Raw genomic sequence first — 4,682 nt, 5'->3', positions numbered from 1 at the left:
GAAGCTGACTGTTACTAATCGGTCGAGGGCTTAACCAAAAGGATATGGTTAAGGATTGGATAGGAAAGAGGAAGTTATTTCCTTAAGGATGGAAAGATAGAAGTAGAAGAAATTCAGTGTGCAGTTTTGAAGGTATATAAATCTTCAAACACAATAGAGTAATAACGTGGATGACGGGGTGTGGCTCAGCTTGGCTAGAGCGCCTGGTTTGGGACCAGGAGGTCGCAGGTTCGAATCCTGTCACCCCGATTCTTACAAATATGCGCGAGTGGCTCAGTTGGTGGAGCGCGACCTTGCCAAGGTCGAGGCCGCGGGTTCGAGTCCCGTCTCGCGCTCTTTTTATTATTGCGGAAGCTTTGATTCATCAGGGTTTCCGCTTTTTTGCATTTTCATTTTTATGTAGACAGTTGTAGACACCTGAAGACAATATATACGCTTACAGACTGTTTAAAAGCAATTTGTTGGAATAAATGTATCGTAGAGTAAAAGGAGGAAACCAAATGAGCAAAGTATTAATTCTAAACGGAAGTCCACGTGTGAACGGCAACACATCCATTGCCATCCGGGAAATGGAGAATGTATTTCGAAATAGTGGGGTAGAGGTAACAACCATGCAGATTGGAAATAAAGATATCCGGGGCTGTATTGCCTGTAACCAGTGCAGCGAAATTGGAAAATGTGTGTTTGATGATATCGTAAATGAGCTGGCACCTCTCTTTGAGGCGGCGGATGGCCTGGTGATTGCCAGTCCGGTCTACTATGCATCGGCTAATGCGACGCTGATTGCCTGTCTTGACCGCTTGTTTTACAGCACGTCCTTTGATAAGAGCATGAAGGTGGGTGCCAGTGTAGTCTGTGCACGCAGAGGCGGCTGCTCAGCGACTTTTGATGAATTGAACAAATTTTTTACCATCAGCAATATGCCGATCGCATCCAGCAGATACTGGAACAGTATTCACGGCTGTGAGAAAGGGGAGGCAGAGATGGATGAGGAAGGCAAGCAGACGATGCGGATGCTTGCAAAGAATATGACATTTCTTATGAAGTCCATCGAGCTTGGCAAGAAAGAATATGGTCTTCCGGAACAGGAGGAGCGGACGGCGACGAATTTTATTCGGTAAGTTTAAGGGAGTCAGAGCATTTTTGATAAGGTAGTCCATGCGCCGGCTGGATGGAGATACGATTTCGAAAATGAGATCGGGAGCGCCGGAACAGCCGCGGTCGGTCAATTTATTCGGATCACAGATAAGAGAGATATCCGGCTCAACCCAATCTTTATCATCCGCATCCAGATTGACAGCGAAAGGAGGCGGATAAACGTGGCATTCTCCGCCGTTGGACTCGATATAATTTCCAAGAAGGCGGGAAATCTGGTAGGAAATTTCCTTATGAATCCGGCTCGGAGGTGCCATATTATAAAATTGCCCGTCGATCAGCTCTGCACGCTGCCCGTCGGGCAAATTCCAGTAATCTTTTGAAATATAGGTATACCTATACCTAAAAGTATATTACAGGAAGAAATTATTTTCAATCATCTGTACGTATTCGCAACCAATCCCAGATAACCTCAGCGTCGTATCCGGTCATATGGATAATGATGACCTGATAATCGCGAACCGTCTCATACGGAAGTTTACCGGAACCGTCATGCATTCATCACAGGAAAAGGCTGTAGCGGACGATGGCATACTCTAACGCGATCCCCTTCATCTGTAGAATCATATCTTCCAGTCCGCTGCCTGGTTCCAGTAGAGCGGAAAAGAACGCATTTGCCAGAAAATGACGAAGAGGCATCTGATAGAGCACCGATGCATTTCGAAATTTTTCCCAGGGTAGTTCAATATCGCAGATCAGTGAGCGTAGCTGCGGGAGAGTCCTTCGGAAAATTTCTGTGGACAGGATATGCATGGGGAGAGATTCCCGGGGGATTTTGAGCGGAAATATGGTTGGATGGCAAAAGTTCACGCGCCATTTGGATAAAATCCTGCATGACAGGAGACAGAAACTTGCTTTGATGCCACGCCAGATGAACGGTATTTTGAAAAGAAAAATCCGAAAAATAGATCCGGGAAATGGTACTGAGTCTCAGCTCAGCTTCGAGCATAGCGCTTGGCAGAATTGTGACGCCAAGCCCCAGGCGGACGGCTTCGAGAATGGCCTCTTGTGAGGTACTTTCCCAGGCAGGGGTGACCTCACAGCCGGTCTGGCGGATGGCATTTTGAAATACTTCATAGGAGGTGCTGCCGACTTCGCGGAAGAGCAGCGGTTGTTTCATAAATGTATTGATGGAAACGGTTTTTCCTGCCATCGGGTGTCCCGGCGCGCAGATGGCGGTGTAGTGTTCCTGAAACAGGGGAGTCAGGGCAATCTGTTCGGAGCGGATGGTTCCGCCGACGATTGCAAGATCTAGCGCCCCATTTAAGAGCATGGCTTCCGTCTGTGCGGTCGTCTGTATATGGACCTGCGTGTGTACCTGGGGATATGTCTCTTGAAATAGCTGCATGAAACGTGGTAGATAGGAAATCCCCACGTTGGTGCTGGCACCGATGCGGAGAACTCCGCTGATTCCGGAATTGGAAAATGCCAGTTCCATTTCATCGTACATCTGGATAAAATGGCGTGCATAGTCGAGAAAACGCCGCCCTTCGCCGGTAATTCGCAGACGCTGGTTGATCCGGTCGAAAAATAATGTTCCGTAGTGTTCTTCGAGCTCCCGGACGGCGGTGCTGACGGTTGGCTGCGTCAGGTAGAGATTGCGCGCCGCCTGTGTGATGCTTCCGGCGGATGCTACTTCGATAAAAATTCGGAAATGCCGCAGTGTCATGAAAACTCCTTTCCTGAATGTTTCATAAGGAGTGGGAAACATTCGTATTTGTATGTTTGTCCTACTTTTTTCCTGCCGTCAGAAATATTATTTTTGACGGCGTTGCTTTTATAGAGAATCATAGATATTTTAATAAGAACTATATATAAATTATAGTAATTTTAAAATGAATTGGCAAGTGTTATAATGGGCACAGAAAAAGGAATGTTGTTTTGCGTGAAGGAGAACTGGGAGAGACAAAAGATAAAATAGAAAAAGGGGGAATGGCAGATGAAACAGAAGCATCAACTGCTGGTTTTATTTTTAAAAACACTTTATATCAGCGCATTTACATTCGGGGGCGGTTTTGTCATTGTGACATTTATGAAGAAATGTTTCGTGGATGAGCTTCACTGGATTGATGAACAGGAAATGCTTGATTTTACCGCACTGGCACAGTCCTGTCCGGGCGCGATTGCGGTAAATGGGGCAATTTTGGTTGGTTGGAAAGTATATGGGTTTGCCGGAATGGTGGTGGCAGTCATCGGAACGATTCTTCCGCCGATGGCGATTCTGGCGGTTTTATCCGTCTGTTACGCCGCGTTTGCGTCGAACGTCTGGGTGGCAGCAGCACTAGAGGGAATGCGAGTCGGCGTGGCGGCTGTGATTCTGGATGTTTCCTGTGGGCTGGGAGTGAATGTTCTGAAGGAAAAAAAGCTGTATTCAATTGCAATCATGGTAATTGCGTTCCTGGCTGATTTTGTGCTGGATGTGAATGTAATCTATATCATTGCGGCGGGTATTCTGGCGGGAACGATTCGATTTATCTGGATGAGAAAACGTGAGCAGACGACCGGTGCGGTATAGAGGGGGAGAATAGATATGATCTATATACAATTATTTTTGAGCTTTCTGCAGATAGGGCTTTTCAGCGTGGGCGGCGGCTACGCGGCGATTCCACTGGTACAGAGCCTGATTGTGGAACGACAGGGATGGATCACGATGACGGAGTTTACGAATCTTATCACGATCGCGGAAATGACGCCGGGACCGATTGCGGTCAATTCAGCAACCTTTGTCGGAATTCGGATAGCGGGACTTCCGGGGGCGGTTGCGGCAACCTGGGGATGTATTTTCCCATCTTGTATCATTGTATCGGTACTGGCATACATATATCGGCGTTACCGCGGCGGCTCTGCGATGGGAAATATTTTAGGCAGTCTTCGCCCAGCGGTAGTGGCGCTGATCGCAGGTGCCGGACTTTCGATGCTACTGGCAGCAGTTCTTCCAGAGGTAAATGGGGAGAGGGTGATCCAGTGGGGCAGTCTGGTTCTTTTTTCGGCAGCTTTTATAGCGCTCCGCAAATGGAAACTGAACCCAATTCTTGTGATGTGGGTCTGCGGCGGTGTCAGCCTGGCAGTTAAATTGATTGAGTATCATTTGTAGAGAAGGTAGTATAGGAATAGGTAATAGATATAAATGAGAGTGTAGATGGAAAGTGAAAGCTGTATTTATGAATGGATGGAAATGGCATCGGATTCTTTTGATTCGATGCCATTTCTGGGATTAGGGGAAATAGATGCATAGACTTCAAATGGTTAGAATATTCTAAAAAATCACAACAAAATAAAAAGAATAACAAATATAGAAAAATTGTTGACAATCCTTGGAAACTCTGGTATCATAACATACGTCCTTGAGACAAGGGCAAATCAATCGAAGAAATAAGAGCGGAAACGCAAACGGATTTCTGAGAAAGATTAAAAATAAAATAAAAAAGTTGTTGACAAAGTCAATTGCTTATGATAACATAAATAGGCTGTCGCTGAGACAACAACAAAGAACCTTGAAAACTGAACAGTATGTAAAACCCTGAAAA

The 4,682-nt window shown here is 46.1% G+C and carries 4 protein-coding genes, 2 tRNA genes and 1 pseudogene; 5 read left to right on the top strand and 2 right to left on the bottom strand.

Annotation, left to right across the window (positions count from 1 at the left end):
* Positions 1–174 precede the first annotated feature (174 nt).
* The 3 genes from DW739_RS14700 to DW739_RS14690 all read left to right on the top strand — a co-directional run bounded on the left by DW739_RS14700 (position 175) and on the right by DW739_RS14690 (position 1,121).
* A tRNA-Pro gene (locus DW739_RS14700) sits at positions 175–249 on the top strand.
* A gap of 13 nt (positions 250–262) precedes the next feature.
* A tRNA-Gly gene (locus DW739_RS14695) sits at positions 263–335 on the top strand.
* A 165-nt stretch (positions 336–500) separates the two neighbouring features.
* The gene (locus DW739_RS14690; protein ID WP_118638606.1) at positions 501–1,121 is read left to right on the top strand and encodes a flavodoxin family protein; all 621 of its coding nucleotides are present in this window, start codon (positions 501–503) and stop codon (positions 1,119–1,121) included.
* A 30-nt stretch (positions 1,122–1,151) separates the two neighbouring features.
* Here the strand turns inward: DW739_RS14690 and DW739_RS14685 are convergent.
* Both DW739_RS14685 and DW739_RS14680 read right to left on the bottom strand, forming a co-directional pair.
* Positions 1,152–1,460, bottom strand: a pseudogene (locus tag DW739_RS14685) (Uma2 family endonuclease); the annotation flags it as partial.
* 377 nt (positions 1,461–1,837) lie between these two features.
* Positions 1,838–2,824, bottom strand: a complete 987-nt coding sequence (locus DW739_RS14680; protein WP_182428007.1) for a LysR family transcriptional regulator — start codon at positions 2,822–2,824, stop codon at positions 1,838–1,840.
* A gap of 270 nt (positions 2,825–3,094) precedes the next feature.
* Here DW739_RS14680 and DW739_RS14675 point away from each other — a divergent pair, with 270 nt between their 5' ends.
* Positions 3,095–3,670 (top strand): chromate transporter, encoded by a 576-nt coding sequence (locus DW739_RS14675; protein ID WP_118494322.1) that lies wholly within the window; start codon positions 3,095–3,097, stop codon positions 3,668–3,670.
* Between the two features lie 15 nt (positions 3,671–3,685).
* Positions 3,686–4,249 (top strand): chromate transporter, encoded by a 564-nt coding sequence (locus DW739_RS14670; RefSeq protein ID WP_118494319.1) that lies wholly within the window; start codon positions 3,686–3,688, stop codon positions 4,247–4,249.
* Positions 4,250–4,682: the final 433 nt, after the last annotated feature.

The organism is Clostridium sp. AM28-20LB (assembly GCF_003480665.1).
GTDB classification, from domain to species: Bacteria; Bacillota; Clostridia; order Lachnospirales; family Lachnospiraceae; genus Otoolea; species Otoolea fessa.
The sequence above is the reverse complement of the archived record's forward strand: the minus strand, read 5'-3'. Positions and strand labels throughout refer to the sequence as shown.